Here is a 17,092-nt window from a genome sequence, read left to right as displayed (position 1 = left end):
AGAGACAGGAGGGGGGCGCCGTGGGTCATGGCCGCCGTGAGGGCGTCCGGGCCGAGGGCCGTACGGAGGGCGGTTTCGATGCGGTCGACGTCGCCGCGTTCGGCAGGCGGTAGCGGCGCGCCGACCGAGTCACGCAGTGCGGTGGCGCGGCCCAGGTAGCGGGCCGCTCGCTCCGGGTGGCCGTCGAGGGCCAGGGCGCCCGCCAGGCCCTCCAGCGCGAGGGCGATCGCTCGTGGGTCGCCGACCTTGCGGGCGGCCTCCAGCGCTCGGCGCTGCGATGCGAGCGCGGCCGCCGCGTCGCCGCGCTGCTCGGCGACGAAGCCCAGCTCGGCCAGGATCAGCGCCGCGCCCGGATCGCCGGACACGTCCTCGACCCAGCTCAGCCACGTGCGCAGCCGTCGTTCCGCCTCGTCGAGCCGGCCCTGTCTGCGGGCCGACAGGGCGAGGCCCAGCTCGGCGAACTGCTCGGCGGGCCGGTTCGACTGCGCCGCCGCCAGCCGTGCGGCCCGCTCGTGGTAGCCGTCGGCGGCCGCGTGGTCACCGGTCAGCAGGGCGATCCTGCCCAGGCGGGACAGCGCGTCGGACACCGAGCTCCACAGGCCGAGCTCCTCGGCCATCGCCAGCCCCTCCCGGCGGAGCGCGGCGGCCCTCGCGTAGTCGCCGGTGATCTCGGCCAGGGTGCCGAGGTTCTCGGCCGCCCGCAGCTCGCCCCACCGGTCGCCGAGCTCCCGGAACAGCTCCAGCGCCCGCTCGGTGTGGTCGCGCAGAGCGTCCAGATCCCCGCGCAGGACGGCGTGGCGGCCGAGGACGTTCAGCGCGGCGGCCGTCCCCCAGGTGTCACCGAGCCGGCCGAACTCCGCCAGCGCCGTCTCCACCAGCCCCACGCTCGCCGACAGATCGCCGTAGCCGAACAGCGCGGAGCCCACGAACCACCGCGCCCGCGCCCTGGCCGGCGGATCCTGCACGGCCTCGAACAGCGCGTCATCGAAGGGCACCAGACGCCCCGCGAGCAACGTCTGCCCGACCAGCCACACCCGTGCCTGCGCCGCCTTCGCCATCGGGTCGGAAAGCCCAGGCTGCAGCGCCCGCCCACCGGCCGAAGGACGGGATCCCAGGGACCGGCTGCCGGTCGATCGGTTCGCGGTGGAAGGAGCCGGCTGCGGAGGCCGCGTGCCGGTCGATGGGGCGGCGATCGACAAGGCTGACTCCAGGGCTCGCCGGCCCTCGCCGAGTCTGCCGCGGAGCACCCACGACCACGCCAGGGCGTTCACCAGCCGGAGCGCCTCCCCTGACGCTCTCGCCCGTACCGCCGTCTCCAGGGCCGTGCGCAGGTTCGCGTGTTCGGCGTCGAGCAGGGCGAGCGCCTGCCGCTGCCCGTGCCCGCGCAGGGCCGGCTCCGTACGCTCGGCCAGGTCCGTGTAGTAACGGACGTGACGGAGCCGTACGGCGTCCAGCTCGCCGGCCTGCGCCAGCCGCTCCCGGCAGTACGCGCCCACCGACTCCAGCAGGCGGTAACGAGGGCCGGGCGCCCGGACCACCAGGGAGCGGTCGACCAGGCGGGCCAGCAGGTCGAGCACGTCGATGCCGGGCTCGGCGCAGACCGCCTCGACGGCCTCCAGCGTGCACCCGTCGGCGTGTACGGCCAGCCGCCGCAGCACGACGCGTTCGGCGTCCGTGAGCAGCTCCCAGCTCCAGTCGATCATCGCCCGCAGGGTCCGCTGCCGGGCCGGGGCGGCACGCAGGCCGGAGCCGAGCAGCCGGAAGCGGTCGTCGAGGCGTTCGGCGAGCTGGCGCGGCGTCAGGGCCCGCATGCGGGTGGCGGCCAGCTCCAGCGCCAGCGGGATGCCGTCCAGCCGCGCGCAGATCTCCGCGACGTCGGCGTCCACCGGGACGCCCGCCCGCGCCGTGAACAGCTCCACCGCCGCCTCCCGGCCGAGCGGCGGCACGCTCCACACCCGCTCGCCCGCGATCCGCAGCGGCTCCTGACCGGTGGCGAGCACCCGCAGCCCGGGCACGGCCCGCAGCAGCCGGTCGGCCAGCTCGGCCGCCTGCTCCACCACATGCTCGCAGTTGTCCAGAACGAGCAGCGCCGGCCCGCCCGCGAACGCGCCCGGCAGCCGGTCCACCAGACAACCGGGGGCGTCGTCACGCAGGCCCAGCACGTCCGCGACCGCCTCGGCCACCTCGACCACCGATGCCCCGGCGGGCAACGCGGCCAGCTCCACCAGCGACACGTCGAGCCCCTCGCTCCGCCCGGCCACGGCGAGGGCCAGCCGCGTCTTCCCGACCCCTCCCGGGCCCGTGAGGGTGACCAGCCGCGCGGTACGCAGCAGCGCCCCGACCTCGGCCACCGCCTCCTCCCGCCCCACCAGCGCGGTCAGCGGCACCGGCAGCTCCGCCCGGCCCCGCGCCGAGGGCGGGCCGGTTCTCGGGGGCGGCGGGTTCGTCCGAGTCGCGGGCGGGTCCAGCGCCGGGTCGCGTTCGAGGATCGCCTGGTGGAGGGCCACCAGGGTCGGGCCTGGGTCGAGGCCGAGCTCGTCGGACAGCCGGCGGCGCAGGTCGCGGTAACTGTCCAGCGCCTCGGCCGGCTGTCCGGCTCGGTAGAGAGCGCGTACGTGCAGCCCGCGCAGCCGCTCGCGCAGCGGGTGCGCGGCCACCAGGCCGCCCAGCTCGGTGGCGAGCAGTCCGTGCTCGCCCAGCGAGAGCCGCGCCTCGGCCAGCTCCTCCAGCGCCACCAGCCGCTGCTCCTCCAGCCGCGCCGCCGCCGCCAGCGCGAACGGCTCGTCGGCGAAGTCGGCGTACGCGCCGCCGCGCCACAGGCCCAGTGCCTCACGCAGCAGCGCCGCGCGCGCCGGCGGATCAGCGCCGCGCCGCGCGAGCAGCGTCTCGAACCGGCCCGCGTCCACGTCCTCCGGATCGGCGTGCAGCACGTACCCGGGCGCCCGGTACGTCACCAGCTCCCGCCCCAGCACCCCGCGCAGCTGCGACACCTTCACCCGCAGCGCCGCGCGGGCGTCACGGGGCGGACGGCCGCCCCACAGGTCCTCGACCAGCCGGTCCGCGGAGACCGGCCGCCCCGCGTGGATCAGCAGGATCGCGAGCAGCGCCCGGACCTTGGCCTCGGGCACCCGGACCGGCTCCCCGCCGGGTGACCACACCGTGAGCGGCCCCAGCACTCCGAACCGCATCCGCCCCCCATAACCCACTCAGAACCCGACCATAACCCGGCACGACCAGGGTGGACGTACCAACCGCTTGACGAAGGAATCTTGAAATGTCGGAGAACATCGCCGTGCTCGGCCTCGGGCTCATGGGATCCGCCCTCGTGGGCAGCCTCCTCGCCGCCGGCCACCGCGTCACCGTGTGGAACCGTACGCCCGCCAAGGCCGACCCCCTGGTCGCCGAGGGTGCGACCCGCGCGGACACCCCGGCGCAGGCCGTCGCGGCCGGCAGCCTGGTGATCGCCTGCCTGCTCGACTACCCGTCCACCCACCAGGTGCTGGAGGGAACACCGCTGGAGGGCCGGGTCGTCGCCAACCTCACCACCGGCCGCCCGTCGGAGGCCCGCGAGACCGCCTCCTGGGTGACCGGGCGCGGCGCCGGCTATCTCGACGGTGGCATCATGGCCGTGCCTCAGATGATCGCCAAGCCGGGCGCGCTCATCCTCTACAGCGGCTCGCGCACGGCCTTCGACCGATACGAGCCCGCGCTCGCCGCGATGGCCGAGCCCCGGTTCACCGGCGACGACCCGGGCCTGGCCCCGCTGCTGGACCTGGCGATGCTGACCGGCATGTACGGCCAGATCGCCGGTTTCCTGGAGGCCGCGGCCCTGGTCCGGTCGGCCGGATACCCGCTGGGCGAGTTCACCGCGTCCCTGCTCGTCCCGTGGCTGGAGGCGATGGCCGCACAGCAGCCTGCCTGGGCGGCCAAGATCGAGTCGGGCGACCACTCCACCGAGGTCTCCAACTTGGAGATCAACCGGGCCGGCGTGGAGAACCTGGTGCGCGCCTTCCACGAGCAGGGTGTCAAGCCCGATCTGCTGCTGCCCCTGAAGGGCGTCATCGACCGGCGTGCCGCCCGCGGTCTCGCCCACGAGGGCCTCTCGGGTCTGGTGGAAGAGCTCTAACCGGTACGCGGGCGGAAGGCGGCCAGCGGGATCGTGATCCAGGTGGGACGGTTGCGGGCCTCGTAGACGACCTCGTAGACGGCCTTGGACATCTCCAACGCCCGCAGCAGCGCCGCGTCCGCCCGCGTGATCACGCCGCCGCCCTCGGCGTACCCCTCCAGGAAGGCGGCCCGGTTGCGGTCGGCCCATTCCTGCGCCCGGGGCTCCAGCTCTTCCGCCTGCGCGTGGCCGGCCAGCAGGTGCCGGGCCGCGTAGTCGAACGAACGCAGCATCCCGGCCACGTCGCGCAGCGGCGACGACAGCGCCCGGCGCTCGCCCAGCGGCTGGCCGGGCTCGCCCTCGAAGTCCAGCACCACCCAGTCGGTCGGCGTGCGCATCACCTGGCCGAGGTGGTAATCCCCGTGAACGCGCTGCACGGGCACCTCGCTGGTGAGCAGCTCCACCTGGTGGTACGCCTGCTCGATCACCGTCGCGTGCGCGCGCAGCTCCGGCACCTCGGCCACGGCCCGCCCCAGCCGCCGCCTGAACCCCTCGGCCATGCGCTTGACCTCATGGACCTCGATCACGCCCGTGGGGAAGGCGTCGGCCAGCTCCTGGTGCACGCGGGCGGTGGCGCCGCCGAGCCGCAGCGACTCGGCCGCGAAGTCCCCGCCCGCCTCGGCCGCCGGCAACTCGGGCAGCGAGGCGTACAGGTCGCGGACGCTGGCCAGCGCGAGGTCCCAGCCGTCGTTGGCGTTCGACAGGAACTCCTGCATGAACGCCAGCGTCGTGTCGGTGCCGTCGAGGTCCACCTCGATCCACCCGTACGGCTGGGCGATGTGCGGCGCGTCCCGGGCGGCCAGCGCGGTGACGACCTCCAGCTCGGGGTTCACTCCCGGGATGAGCCGCCGGAAGAGCTTGCAGATGTACGCGTCCCCGTACACGAGGGAGGTGTTCGACTGTTCGGCCCCCAGCACGAGGCTGCGCGGGGAGGTGTCGATGGAGACGCCGGGCATGTGCCGCATGCGCAGCCCGTTGCGGGTCTCCTCGTTCGCCATGCCGTCGAGCAGCCACCCCGTACGGTCGGAGTCGTGCACGGCGTCGTACAGGTAGGCGTCGCCCACGCTGCCGATGAGCGCGTGCCCGAGGCGGTCGGGAAGCTCGGTCCGTTCGCCCAGCAGCAGCTGGTAGCGGTCGCGGGAGCCCTCCTGCCAGACGGCGACCACCAGGTGCCGCAGGCCGGGCGTGAGCTCGACATCGGATTCGACCGACAGCTCGTCGATCGGGCGCCCCTTGCCACCGAACCAACGTTGGCGGCTGATCCATGCGGCAAGGAGCTCGTCGAGCACGTCCTACTCCTCCTGGGTGATGGCCGGCGGGAGTGTGAACCAATAGAACCCATGCCCGGGAAGCGTCAAAAGATACGGAAGCTCGCCAATTGCCGGGAATGGTACGCCTCCCATGGTTTCCACGGGGGAGACGCCGACGAACCTGCGCAGGTCGAGCTCGACCGGCTGCGGGAAGCGCGACAGGTTGTTCACGCACAACATCCGGTCGTCGCCCAGCTCCCGGACGAACGCCAGCACGCTGGGGTTGGAGGAGTTGAGCTCGGCGTAGCCGCCCAGCCCGAAGACCGGGTGGCGCTTGCGAATCTCGATCATGCGGCGGGTCCAGTGCAGCAGGGAGCCCGCGTTCTTCTGCTGGGCCTCGACGTTGATGCCCTGGTAGCCGTAGATCGGGTCCATGATCACCGGCAGGTAGAGCCGGCCCGGGTCGCAGTCGGAGAACCCGGCGTTGCGGTCGGGGTCCCACTGCATGGGGGTACGGACGCCGTCGCGGTCGCCGAGCCAGATGTTGTCGCCCATGCCGATCTCGTCGCCGTAGTAGAGCACGGGGGAGCCGGGCAGCGACAGCAGCAGCGCGGTGAACAGCTCGATCTGGTTGCGGTCGTTCTCCAGCAGCGGCGCCAGCCGCCGGCGGATGCCGACGTTGGCCCGCATACGAGGATCTTTCGCGTACTCGGCGTACATGTAGTCGCGTTCCTCGTCCGTGACCATTTCGAGGGTCAGCTCGTCATGGTTCCGGAGGAAGATCCCCCATTGGCAATTTTCCGGAATTTTCGGCGTTTGGGCCAAAATTTCGGAAATGGGGTAGCGCGATTCTCTGCGTACGGCCATGAAGATGCGCGGCATCAGTGGGAAATGGAAGGCCATGTGGCATTCGTCCCCGCCGCCCACCGGATCGCCGAAGTACTCCACCACGTCCGACGGCCACTGGTTGGCCTCGGCGAGCAGCACGCGGTCGGGGTAGAGCCGGTCGATCTCCACCCGGATGCGCTTGAGGTACTCGTGGGTCCGCGGCAGGTTCTCGCAGTTGGTGCCCTCCTCCTCGAAGAGGTAGGGGACCGCGTCCAGCCGGAAGCCGTCGATGCCGAGGTCGAGCCAGAAGCGCAGGACCTCCAGCATCGCCTCCTGCACCGCCGGGTTCTCGTAGTTGAGATCGGGCTGGTGGTGGAAGAAACGGTGCCAGTAGTACTGCCCGCGGACCGGGTCGTACGTCCAGTTGGACGTCTCGGTGTCGATGAAGATGATCCGGGCGTCCTGGTACTTCTCGTCGGTGTCGGACCAGACGTAGAAGTCGCCGAACGGCCCCTCCGGGTCGTGCCGGGAGGCCTGGAACCAGGGATGGGCGTCGCTGGTGTGGTTCACGACGAGGTCGGCGATGACCCGCATGCCGCGTTTGTGCGCCTCGTCGACGAGCTTCACGAAGTCGCCGAGATCTCCGAACTCGGGAAGGATCTTCATGAAGTCGGCGATGTCGTAACCGCCGTCCCGCAGCGGCGACTCGTACAGCGGCAGCAGCCACAGGCAGTCGACCCCGAGCCACTGCAGGTAGTCGAGCTTGCTGATGAGACCCTTGATGTCCCCTGTGCCGTCGCCGTTGGAGTCGGCGAAGCCCCTGATGAGCACCTCGTAGAAGACCGCGCGCTTGTACCAGTACGGATCGCGCGGCTTTTCCTCGTCGAAGGTGTTGGGAATGGGTGTGATGCTCATGAGCCGCCTCGCAGGCGTCGCATGAGGGAGGCGCTTTCACACACGTCGAAGACTCCCCGCTGAATTCAGTTCTACCGTGGCGCGGCTCTTACGGTGAAAATGTGGGCAGGCTGGATGTGGGGGTCGAGGCGCACGTAGTTGCTCTGCCGCCAGCGGTACGACTCGCCCGACAGTTCGTCGTCGACGACGAACTCGGCGTTCCAGTCGAGCCCGAGGGCGGGCAGGTCAAGATCTACGGTCGCCTCGTGGGTGTGGTGCGGATCCAGGTTGATGACCGCCAGAACGACGTCGCCCAGACCGTGCCGTCGTGTGGCCGGATCATAGGCGCCCGGAAGCCGTTTGGAGAGGCAAACGAGGTCCGGTTGGTCGACCCTGTGGAACCGTAGATTACGCAATTCCTGGAGTGCCGGATGCGCTCTTCGGAACAAATTCAGGCGGGTGATGAACGGGGCCAGGCTCCGTCCCTCACGCTCGGCGGATTCCCAATCGCGAGGTTTGTACTGATATTTCTCGCTATCGAGATATTCCTCGCTGCCCGGCCGTACCGGAATGTTCTCCGCCAGCTCGTACCCGGAGTAGACCCCCCACGTCGGCGCGGCCAGCGCCGCCAGCACGGACCTGATCTTGAACGCGGGCACCCCGCCGTGCTGCAGGTACTCGTGCAGGATGTCCGGCGTGTTCACGAACAGGTTGGGCCGCAGGTAGAACGACGTCTCGCGGGCCAGCTCGCTGAGGTAGCTCTCCACGTCCCCCTTGGAGTTCTTCCAGGTGTAGTACGTGTACGACTGGTGGAACCCGGTCTTGGCGAGCGTGCGCAGCATCGCCGGCCGGGTGAAGGCCTCCGCCAGGAAGATCACGTCAGGGTCGGTGCGGTGGATGTCGGCCAGCAGTCGCTCCCAGAACGCCACCGGCTTGGTGTGCGGGTTGTCCACCCGGAAGATCCGCACCCCGTGGTCCATCCAGTGCCGCAGCACCCGCTTGACCTCGGCGTAGATGCCCTCGGGATCCTTGTCGAAGTTGATCGGGTAGATGTCCTGGTACTTCTTCGGCGGGTTCTCCGCGTACGCGATCGACCCGTCGGCCCTGATCGTGAACCACTCGGGGTGCTCCTTGACCCACGGGTGGTCCGGCGAGCACTGGAGCGCGAAGTCGAGCGCGATCTCCATGCCCAGCTCCCTGGCCCGGCCCACGAAGTCGTCGAAGTCGTGGATCGTGCCGAGGTCGGGGTGGATCGCGTCGTGGCCGCCGTCCTCCGACCCGATCGCCCACGGCGAGCCGGGCTCGTCGGGCTCGGGGCTGAGCGTGTTGTTGCGGCCCTTGCGGAACGTGCGCCCGATCGGGTGGATGGGCGGCAGGTAGACGACGTCGAAGCCCATCTTGGCGATCGCGGGCAGCCGTTTGGCGGCGGTCTGGAACGTCCCCGACTTCGACACGCCCGTCTCGCTCACCACCGCGCCCTCCGAGCGCGGGAAGAACTCGTACCAGGAGCCGTAGAGCGCCCGGCGGCGGTGCACCCTGATCTTGTTCGACTTCGACCGGGTCACCATCTCGCGGAACGGATGGGCCTCCAGCAGCGCGGCGGTCTCCGGGAGTTGCGCGACCGACAGCCGGGCCCGCGGGTCCATGCGGTCGTCACGCAACGTGGCCGCGGTCGACAGCAGGGCCGCCCGGTGCCCGCAGGCGTCGCCGTTCGCCCGCTGCCCGCCGTTCGCCGGCTGCCCGTTGGGGCACTCGGCCGGGCGTACGGCCTTGGCCGCCCGCTCGAACAGCCGGGCGCCCTCCTCGCACATGAGGTCGACGTCCATGCCACGCGGGATCTTGATCTCGGCGTCGTGCAGCCAGGTCGTGATCGGGTCGCTCCACGCCTCCACGCGGAACAACCAGTCACCCTCCGACGGCAGGCACACCTCGACGCCCCAGCGGTCGGTGCCGGGAGCGAGCTCGCGCATCCGTTTGAGGCGCCCCCGCTGCCCGTCGGGCGACGTGAGCACCACACCCGCGGCCACGGCGTCGTGGCCTTCGCGGAACACGGTCGCCGAGACCTCGAAGGTCTCGCCGGCGACCGCCTTGGCGGGCCATTGCCCGCAGTCGACGACGGGGGAGATGTCCGTGATGGGAATTCGTCCGATCATCGCAATCAAAGGTTTGCGGCGGCACTCCCGGTACCGCCGGAGGCTTTCCCGGCAGACTCGATCCTTGCACGTTAAGTGTGGACAACAGCGGATAGACCTCCCGTGTGTGTCTGCGGGAGAGCCCAACATTGAGGAAAGTTGCCCCAATAGTCGCTGTTCATGCTTGTTCCCGGAAGGGGTTTGAACGGCACGTGTGTGGGTGAAGGACTCAGAGGTCCCTCCTAGCCCGTAGGGTGCAGAAACGTGAGAGCTATCCGCCGATTTACCGTCCGCACCGTCCTGCCCGCGGAGCTGGCCGCGCTCGGCGAGCTCGTCCACAATCTCCGCTGGTCCTGGCACCCGGAGACGATGGACCTCTTCGCGGAGGTCGACGCCGACCTCTGGGAGCAGGTCGGCCACGATCCCGTGGCCCTGCTCGGCGCCGTCACCCCGGCGCGGCTGAACGAGCTGGCCTCCGACCGCCGCTTCCTGCGCCGTCTCGCCGACGCCGCAGACGACCTGCGCGAGTACATGACCGCGCCGCGCTGGTACCAGACCCTGCCCGACGGCGCCCGCGGCATCGCCTACTTCTCCCCCGAGTACGGCATCGCCGCCGCGCTTCCGCAGTATTCGGGCGGCCTCGGCATCCTGGCCGGCGACCACCTCAAGGCGGCCAGCGACCTGGGCGTGCCCATCCTCGCGGTCGGCCTGCTCTACCGGCACGGCTACTTCACGCAGTCGCTGTCGCCCGAGGGCTGGCAGCTGGAGCACTACCCGTCCCTCGACGCGGGCGGGCTGCCCCTCAGCCTGCTCAAGGACGCCGAGGGCGCGCCCGTCAAGATCCGCCTGTCGCTGCCGGAGAACCGCGTCCTGCACGCGCAGGTGTGGGTGGCCCAGGTCGGACGGGTGCCGCTGCTGCTGCTCGACTCCGACGTGGCCGACAACGACGTCACCGCCCGCGACGTCACCGACCGCCTGTACGGCGGCGGCACCGACCACCGGCTCATGCAGGAGCTCCTGCTCGGCGTCGGCGGCGTGCGGGCGATCCGGGCGTACTGCTCGATCACCGGGCATCCCGAGCCCGAGGTCTTCCACACCAACGAGGGCCACGCCGGCTTCCTCGGCCTGGAGCGCATCCGCGAGCTGACCGAGGCGCGGCTGTCGTTCGACGAGGCCCTGGAGGCGGTGCGGGCGGGCACGGTGTTCACCACCCACACGCCCGTCCCGGCCGGCATCGACCGCTTCCCGCGCGACATGATCGAACGCCACTTCGGCGGCGCGAACGCCTGGCCGACCGTGCCCGTCGAGCGCATCCTCGCCCTGGGCGCCGAGTCCGACCCCGGGCGGTTCAACATGGCCGTCATGGGCATGCGGCTCGCCCAGCGCGTCAACGGCGTCTCCCGGCTGCACGGCGAGGTCAGCCGTCAGATGTTCAAGGAGCTCTGGCCCGGTTTCGACGTCGACGAGGTGCCGATCGGGTCGATCACCAACGGCGTGCACGCCCCCACGTGGGTCGGCCGCGAGCTGATGGAGCTGGCCGGGCGCGAGGTGCCCTCGCTGATCGAGCGGGCCCGCGGCTGGGACGCCATCCAGAAGATCTCCGACGCCGACATCTGGAAGATCCGCGGCACGCTGCGCCAGCGGCTGGTCGAGGGCGCACGGGCCCGGCTGCGCCGGTCGTGGCGCGAGCGCGGGGCCTCCGACGCCGAGCTCGGCTGGATCGACGACGCGCTCGACCCCGAGGTGCTGACGATCGGGTTCGCCCGGCGGGTGCCGTCGTACAAGCGGCTCACGCTCATGCTCCGCGACCCGCGCCGGCTGACCCAGCTGCTGCTCGACCCCGACAAGCCGGTGCAGATCGTGATCGCCGGCAAGGCCCACCCGGCCGACGAGGGCGGCAAGAAGCTGATCCAGCAGATCGTCAAGTTCGCCGACCAGGAGAAGGTCCGCCACCGCATCGTCTTCCTGCCCGACTACGACATGGCGCTCGGCCAGATCATGGTCCAGGGCTGCGACGTCTGGCTGAACAACCCGCTGCGCCCGCTGGAGGCGTCCGGCACGTCGGGGATGAAGTCCGCGCTCAACGGCGGCCTCAACCTGTCGATCCGCGACGGCTGGTGGGACGAGTGGTACGACGGCACCAACGGCTGGTCCATCCCCACCGCCGACGGGGTGAGCGACCACGACCGGCGCGACGCGCTGGAGGCGGCCGCCCTCTACGACCTGATCGAGCACGAGGTGTCCGCGCGCTTCTACGACCGCGGCGTGGACGGCCTGCCGCGGCGCTGGATGGAGATGGTCAAGCACACCCTGACCTCGCTCGGCCCGAAGGTGCTGGCCGGGCGGATGCTGCGCGACTACGTCCTCACGCTGTACAACCCGGCCGCCGCCTCCGCCCGCGCGCTGTGCGCCGACGCGTACGCGCCGGCCAAGGCGTTCGCCGCCTGGCGGGTGCGGGTGACCAGGGCCTGGCCGGGGGTGCGGGTCGAGCACGTCGAGGCAACAGGGGTGAGCGATCCCGAGGTCGGGGCCTCGATCGAGCTGCACGCCACGATCGCGCTCGGCGACCTGGAGCCCGGCGACGTCCGGGTCGAGGCCGCGTACGGCAAGGTCGGGCCGCACGACGAACTGGTGCACCCGGCGTACGCGCCGCTGACCCCCGGGTCGGTGGACGACGACGGGCGGGCCCACTACACGGGCACGGTGCCGCTCGACCGCACGGGGGCGTTCGGCTACACGGTGCGGGTGGTGCCGTACCACCCGCTGGCCGCGACCACGGCGGAGCTGGGACTCATCGCGGTCCCGGAGGAGCCGGCGGGCATGACGAACGGTACGTTGCGGTAGATCGCCGATCTGCTCGTCAATACTGGTCCAGGCGGCATAATCAGGACCGTGGACGACAGCGGGAACGGCCTGCGGGCCGACACTCTGGTGGCCACGGTCCGCGGTGTGCTGCCTTCGCTGACGCCTGCCGCCCAGACCGTCGCCCGGCTCATCCTCGAAGATCCGGCGACGGTGGCGAGGAGCACCATCACGGAGCTCTCCGCGGCCTCCGGCACCAGCGAGGCCACCATCGTGCGCACCGCGCGGCTGCTCGGGTTCGCCGGATATCCGCAGCTGCGGCTGGCCTTAGCCGCCGCCGCCGCCCAGCCCGACCGGCTGGTGCCCGGCGACCTCGCCCCCGACGACCCCCTGTCGGAGGTCATCCACAAGGTCGCGCGGGCCGAGTCCGAGGCGATCAACGACACCGTCGCCCAGCTCACCTCCGAACGCCTCGGCCTGGTGGTCGAGGCCATCGTCGGGGCCCGGCGGGTCGACGCCTACGGGGTCGGCGCCTCCGGCCTGGTCGCCGAGGACGTCGCCCAGAAGCTGCTGCGCATCGGCCTGTCCAGCCACGCCTTCCAGGACGCCCACCTGGCGCTCACCAGCGCGGTGCTGCTGCGCCCCGGAGACGTGGCGATCGGCATCAGCACGTCGGGGGAGACGCCCGACGTGATCGAGCCGCTGACGCGGGCGAGGGAGACCGGGGCCACCACGGTCGCGATCACCAACAACCCGCGCTCGTCCATCGCGGAGCTGGCCGAACACGTGCTGATCTCCGCCGGCCGCGAGACGGAGTTCCGTCCCGGCGCCCTGGCCAGCCGTATCAGCCAGCTCCTCGTCGTCGACTGCGTGTTCGTCGGCGTCGCCCAGCGCACGTTCGACTCCTCCCAGGAGGCTCTCGCGAGCACCAGGCACGCCGTCGAGGAGTTCAACCGGAGGGCATCACCAGCACGTCGTCAGCCTTGACGTACATCACCCGGTGGCCGAACTGGATCTGCAGGTACTTCGTCTTGCCGCGGACCACCTGGTGGTCGGCCAGGTCGTAGGTGACCGCGCGGTAGTACTCCGTGGCGGCCGGGCCGCCGAGGGTGTACTTCTCGCCCGCCGAGAACGTGTACTGCAGCGGTGTCACCGCCTGGTACGGCACGCCTTCCGGGTACGCCTCCTGCTCCGGATACGCCCGGCCGTAGACCGGGACGGTCGCCTTGCCCGGCTTCGGGGTGACCACGAGGCCCTTCGACGGCACGGCGGTCGGCGCGTCGGCCGGGTTGTGGAACCACGCCTTCTGACCGAGGTACCAGATGGCCGTCCAGTCACCCTGCCGGTCGGCCACGGCGAAGCGCTGGCCGGTGCTGGCGCGCGCGCTGTGGTCGTACACGCTGTAGAGGGACTCGCCGGTGGGGTGCTTGCCGATGTCCTTGACCAGCGGGGCGTCCTCCCGCGGCTCGGTGCGCAGCCAGACGGTGTGGGCGCTGAGCGGCGGGCAGTCGGCCGACGGGTTCGCGCGGTCGCAGCCGTAGAAGTAGGGCTTGTTCGTGGCGAAGTCCGGCTTGATCATGATCGCGCCGGACCCGGGGCCGCCGACCTGGTGCAGCGGCGCGCCCAGGAGCTGGAAGTAGTGGGTCCAGTCCCAGAACGGCCCCGGGTCCTCGTGCATGTCCTGGACGGTCGAGGGGAGCGTGCCGGGGACGTTGTCGTGGCCGAGGATGTGGGCGCGGTCGAGCGGCACGTCGAACCGCTGCGCGAGGTAGCGCACCAGGCGGGCCGACGAGCGGTACATCGCCTCGGTGTACCAGGTGCCGCCCTCCGCCAGGAAGCCCTCGTGCTCCAGGCCGATGGACTTGGCGTTGACGTACCAGTTGCCGGCCTGCCAGCCGATGTCCTTGGCCTTGATGTGCTGGGCGATGTGGCCGTCGGAGGAGCGGATGGAGTACTGCCAGCTGGCGCCGTAGTTGGGGTCCTGGTTGAGGCGGATGGACGGGAGGAAATATCCCTCCATGTCATGAATGATGATGTAGTCGATCTTCTGGCTGACCGGGCGGTTCGCCAGGTCGTAGTGGCCGTAGTCGTCATTCGGGAGCTGCTCGTAGGCGGCCGGGATCCACTCGCAGGAGACCGAGGCCGGGCACTCCACGCCGTCGGTGCGCGTGGGCCGCAGCTTGAGCTTCTCCAGCCACCGCTCGATCTTGCCCAGATCCGGTACGGCCGGCAGGCTCACCCGATGCCCGTCGTCGGTCGTGCGCTGGACGCCCTGGCGGATCGTCGCGTAGACCTCGTCGGCGAAGAACTTCGCCGCGCCGGCCTCCTCGGCGCCGGAGTACTTGGCGACGGCGCCGTACCACTCGGCGGGGTCGTCGCTCAGCGGGGCGCCGAGCGACTTCTGGTGGTCGGCCAGCAGCGCCGCCCCGCCGCGGATGTTGGCGGCGGGGTCCGTGCGCAGGCGTTCGCGGGTCTCACCGGTGAGCTCGGCGGCCTTCTCCATCGTGCGCAGCGAGGCGGGGATGTCGGCGGGGGCCGGCGGCGAGGTGACGGGCAGGGGGCGGCTCTCGTCGCCGCGGGCGTCCTCCGAGCCTTCGTGGTGGTGGTTGGAGCCGGTGAACGCGGCGGCGTCGGTCAGGTGCATCGGCCCGAACCCGGCGTCGCCGGACGGCTGACCGGCGTGGCCGTCCCAGCGTGACTCGAGGTACGAGACGCCGAGCAGCACGCTCTCGGGCACCTGGAACTCTTCCGCGGCGGCGGCGAAGGCCTGCTGGCGGTCGCCGGGTTCCTGAGCATGGGCCGCCGTCATGGTGCTCAACGGCAACGCGGCGACGAGGGAGATCGCCAGTAATCTGCGCATGAACCACTCCTTGGGCTGGGGGCGCGGCGTCGTGGTTCACGATCTCAATATTTTCCTTCGCAGGCGAGATCTTTGCGAAGACATTCTTCACTTCTTGACGGGTTCGTCTGACACGGTCAGGCGCCGGGGGACGAGCCAGAGAGTGAGCGGCGCGGACAGCAGCGCGACCACGCAGGCGGCGTTGAGCGCCACCCGCAGGCCGGACGCCTCGCTGACGGCGGGGCCCGCGAGGGCGCCGAGCATCGTCGCGACGGCCTCCAGAGTCAGGAAAGCCGCGCTGACCCGGCCGAGCAGCCCCTCGGGGGTCGTCCGCTGCACCCAGGTGTGCACGGAGACCAGCACGGTCACCGCCGGCAGGCCGAGCAGGAACGCGGCGGCCAGCGCGACGGGGAGCGCGGTGCTGTTGAACAGCAGCGCGAACGCTCCGGCGACGAGCACCTGACCGGCGGCGACGGTCGTCCTGGCGGCGCCGCGGTCGGCGAGCCGGCGGCTGACGGGCGCGCCGGCGAGGAACCCCAGCCCGAGCGCGGAGAGCAGATAGCCGACCTGGACGCTGCCGCCCAGCTGGGTCACGCCGAACGGGACGAGCAGGGCGGTGAGCGCGGCGTTGGCCAGCAGGTAGACGCTGTTGGCGACCAGCAGGCCCCGGGTGGCGGCGGCGCGCCGGACGTACCGGAGCCCATGACGGATCTCGTCGAGCACCCGCCGTGGGGCGGCCGTCGGATCCGGGGGCGTACGGCGGGCGGAGGTTCGGGCGATGGTGGCCGCGGACAGGAGCCCGGCGGCGGCGCTGGCGGCGACGACCGCGCCGATCCCCGCAAACGCGAACACCAGCCCACCGACCGGCGGCCCGACGAGCCCGACCACGCCGGTGGTGACGGCGCTGAGCGAGTTCGCGCTGGTCAGCACCGGTCCGGTGCCCACCACGGCCGGGATGTGGGCCTGCGCGGCGGGCCGGAAGACGACGGCGGCCGAGCCTTGCCCGAGCACCGCCAGGTACACGAGCCAGATCGTCTCGGGCGTCACGGCGAGCAGCGCCACCGAGATGGCCAGCGCGTGACCGAGATCGGTGGCGATCATCAGCCGGCGGCGGTCCCACCGGTCGGCCATGACCCCGGCGAACGGCCCCAGCAGCAGCGACGGCAGGTACTCGAAGGCGAGGGTGACGCCCGTGGCCAGCACCGAGCCGGTGACGGCGTGGACATGGGCGGGGATGGCGACGACCAGCATGCTCGTGCCGAGCCCCGCGATCCCTCGCGCCGTCCAGAGAAGCCGGAAGTCCCGTACGCGCAGAGCCGGCGGCACCATCGTTCCTCCAGAGTCTTCTCCTGTCAGAAGAGAAACAGAGGAGCGAGTATCCTGTCAAAATATGAGCGTCGATCATACGGAGCTGGGGCGGCGGTTGCGCCGCCGCCGGGCGGCACTCGGCCGGACCGTCGCGTCGGTGGCCACCGACGCCGCCCTGTCGGTGCCCTACGTGGCCAACCTGGAGAACGGCCGCGGAAACCCGACCGTCGCCGCCCTAGACCGGCTGGCCGAGGCGCTCGGCACCCGTCTGGTGATCACCATGGCGGAGCCCGGCGCGGACGAGGGCCCGGCCGCCCCGGTCGTGCCGCCGTCCCTGCTGGAGTTCGCGCGCGGCCGCCGTTTCCGGCACGCGGTCGGAGCGCTGGCCGGGCTGCTGGGTGAGGACGACCGGGCCGTGCGGACCAGGCTGTTCGACGCGCTGGCCGGCGCCGCCGCGCCGCTCGGGCGGGAGCTGCCCGAGGCCGACTGGCAACGCCTGCTGGACGCGCTCGTCCTGGTCATGGGCCACCCGGCCGATCGGCGGGGCGGCCCATGACCGCTCACGGGACGAGCACGACCTTGCCCGTGGTGCGCCGGGATTCCAGGGCGGCGTGCGCGGTGGCGGCCTCGGCCAGCGGGAACGTCTGGACGGCGGGGACGAGCCTGCCGTCGGCCGCCGCCGCCAGAGCCCTGGCCTCGTACTCGGGGCGTTCATGGCCGCGTTCGAGGATGAGCAGCAGGGCATCGGTCACGGTCAGGGCCCGCTCGTCCAGCAGCCGAGGGTCCGGGTCGACCGGCTGGTGGGAGGCGTTGCCGATGGTGAGGAACCGGCCGCCGTCGCCTAGCAGGCCGAACGTCGCGCGCGCCCTGTCCC

Annotated in this window: 11 protein-coding genes; 4 read left to right on the top strand and 7 right to left on the bottom strand. The window is 71.5% G+C overall.

From position 1 onward, the window contains the following. Window positions 1-3,188: AfsR/SARP family transcriptional regulator (locus E1286_RS37965; RefSeq protein ID WP_132620594.1), on the bottom strand; the 3,188-nt coding region annotated here is incomplete at its 3' end. Window positions 3,189-3,274: 86 nt separating this feature from the next. On the opposite strand from E1286_RS37965, the gene E1286_RS37960 reads away from it, so the two are divergent. Then, the gene (locus E1286_RS37960) at window positions 3,275-4,126 is read left to right on the top strand and encodes an NAD(P)-dependent oxidoreductase (protein ID WP_132620592.1); all 852 of its coding nucleotides are present in this window, start codon (window positions 3,275-3,277) and stop codon (window positions 4,124-4,126) included. On the opposite strand, the gene E1286_RS37955 is transcribed toward E1286_RS37960, so the two are convergent. The 3 genes from E1286_RS37955 to E1286_RS37945 all read right to left on the bottom strand — a co-directional run bounded on the left by E1286_RS37955 (window position 4,123) and on the right by E1286_RS37945 (window position 9,290). Then, window positions 4,123-5,454: a maltokinase N-terminal cap-like domain-containing protein gene (locus E1286_RS37955; protein WP_132620590.1), complete on the bottom strand. Its 1,332-nt coding sequence runs from the start codon at window positions 5,452-5,454 to the stop codon at window positions 4,123-4,125. The two genes, E1286_RS37960 and E1286_RS37955, sit on opposite strands and share 4 nt — an antisense overlap. A 3-nt stretch (window positions 5,455-5,457) precedes the next feature. Then, the gene (treS, locus tag E1286_RS37950; RefSeq protein WP_132620588.1) at window positions 5,458-7,158 is read right to left on the bottom strand and encodes a maltose alpha-D-glucosyltransferase; all 1,701 of its coding nucleotides are present in this window, start codon (window positions 7,156-7,158) and stop codon (window positions 5,458-5,460) included. A 71-nt stretch (window positions 7,159-7,229) separates the two neighbouring features. Beyond that, a complete protein-coding gene (locus E1286_RS37945; RefSeq protein ID WP_132620586.1) occupies window positions 7,230-9,290 on the bottom strand; it encodes an alpha-1,4-glucan--maltose-1-phosphate maltosyltransferase in 2,061 nt (686 codons plus the stop codon). A 243-nt stretch (window positions 9,291-9,533) separates the two neighbouring features. Here E1286_RS37945 and glgP point away from each other — a divergent pair, with 243 nt between their 5' ends. Both glgP and E1286_RS37935 read left to right on the top strand, forming a co-directional pair. Continuing rightward, window positions 9,534-12,113: an alpha-glucan family phosphorylase gene (gene glgP, locus E1286_RS37940; RefSeq protein WP_132620584.1), complete on the top strand. Its 2,580-nt coding sequence runs from the start codon at window positions 9,534-9,536 to the stop codon at window positions 12,111-12,113. 48 nt (window positions 12,114-12,161) lie between these two features. After that, entirely contained in the window at window positions 12,162-13,058 is an 897-nt protein-coding gene (locus E1286_RS37935; protein WP_132620582.1) for a MurR/RpiR family transcriptional regulator, read from the top strand. Here the strand turns inward: E1286_RS37935 and E1286_RS37930 are convergent. Together E1286_RS37930 and E1286_RS37925 are read right to left on the bottom strand one after the other, a co-directional pair. Next, window positions 13,021-14,931, bottom strand: coding sequence for an N-acetylmuramoyl-L-alanine amidase (locus E1286_RS37930; RefSeq protein ID WP_132620580.1), 1,911 nt, complete (start codon window positions 14,929-14,931; stop codon window positions 13,021-13,023). The genes E1286_RS37935 and E1286_RS37930 overlap by 38 nt on opposite strands. 87 nt (window positions 14,932-15,018) lie before the next feature. Further along, the gene (locus E1286_RS37925; protein WP_132620578.1) at window positions 15,019-16,239 is read right to left on the bottom strand and encodes an MFS transporter; all 1,221 of its coding nucleotides are present in this window, start codon (window positions 16,237-16,239) and stop codon (window positions 15,019-15,021) included. A 61-nt stretch (window positions 16,240-16,300) separates the two neighbouring features. Between E1286_RS37925 and E1286_RS37920 the strand changes: the two genes are divergently transcribed. Further along, entirely contained in the window at window positions 16,301-16,774 is a 474-nt protein-coding gene (locus E1286_RS37920) for a helix-turn-helix domain-containing protein (RefSeq protein ID WP_165970096.1), read from the top strand. Between the two features lie 4 nt (window positions 16,775-16,778). On the opposite strand, the gene E1286_RS37915 is transcribed toward E1286_RS37920, so the two are convergent. Then, a partial coding sequence (locus E1286_RS37915; protein ID WP_165970095.1) for a zinc-binding dehydrogenase occupies window positions 16,779-17,092 on the bottom strand: 314 nt, incomplete at its 5' end.

The sequence above is a fragment of the Nonomuraea terrae genome (assembly GCF_004348995.1).
Taxonomy (GTDB): Bacteria; Actinomycetota; Actinomycetes; order Streptosporangiales; family Streptosporangiaceae; genus Nonomuraea; species Nonomuraea terrae.
This window is presented reverse-complemented; position numbering and strand designations above follow the sequence as displayed.

Excerpts from the sequence above, each read along its gene's own strand:
- E1286_RS37960 (WP_132620592.1), top strand. The coding sequence starts at position 3,275 with ATGTCGGAGAACATCGCCGTGCTCGGCCTCGGGCTCATGGGATCCGCC.
- treS (WP_132620588.1), bottom strand. The coding sequence starts at position 7,158 with ATGAGCATCACACCCATTCCCAACACCTTCGACGAGGAAAAGCCGCGC.
- E1286_RS37945 (WP_132620586.1), bottom strand. The coding sequence starts at position 9,290 with ATGATCGGACGAATTCCCATCACGGACATCTCCCCCGTCGTCGACTGC.
- E1286_RS37930 (WP_132620580.1), bottom strand. The coding sequence starts at position 14,931 with ATGCGCAGATTACTGGCGATCTCCCTCGTCGCCGCGTTGCCGTTGAGC.
- E1286_RS37925 (WP_132620578.1), bottom strand. The coding sequence starts at position 16,239 with ATGGTGCCGCCGGCTCTGCGCGTACGGGACTTCCGGCTTCTCTGGACG.
- E1286_RS37920 (WP_165970096.1), top strand. The coding sequence starts at position 16,301 with ATGAGCGTCGATCATACGGAGCTGGGGCGGCGGTTGCGCCGCCGCCGG.